At 53.4% G+C, this 354-nt stretch carries 1 protein-coding gene; it reads left to right on the top strand.

Going from position 1 to position 354, the window contains the following annotated elements:
- Window positions 1-354, top strand: a 354-nt coding sequence (locus H8L32_RS27330) for a hypothetical protein (protein WP_186951014.1), incomplete at both ends; no start/stop codon positions are given.

Below are 354 nucleotides of genomic sequence, written 5' to 3'. Positions count from 1 at the left end.
GCGCCAACTTCCTGAGCCTGGGTGCAGGTGCTGACCGTGTCGTACTGCTGGGTAACTATGTTGCCGGTACCTACAACACGACAGAAAACGGTGTGAACCTCAATGCACAATCCACAGCAACAGCAGTAGCCCGTGTAGTGACAGACACCATCAACCTGGGTAACGGTAACGATACACTGGTCACATACGGTGCGATCAACCTGGCTGGTGCACAACTGTCCGGTATCGAAAACATCACAGCAAACTCTGCTGTCGTGATCACTGCCAGCCAATACGCTGCTCTGGTTGCTGCACGTGCTGCATTGTCCCTGAGCACACCAGTTATCACCTTCACAGGCAATGTGCCACATCAAC

The sequence above is a fragment of the Undibacterium hunanense genome (genome assembly GCF_014284335.1).
Lineage (GTDB): Bacteria > Pseudomonadota > Gammaproteobacteria > Burkholderiales > Burkholderiaceae_D > Undibacterium > Undibacterium hunanense.
The sequence above is the reverse complement of the archived record's forward strand: the minus strand, read 5'-3'. Positions and strand labels throughout refer to the sequence as shown.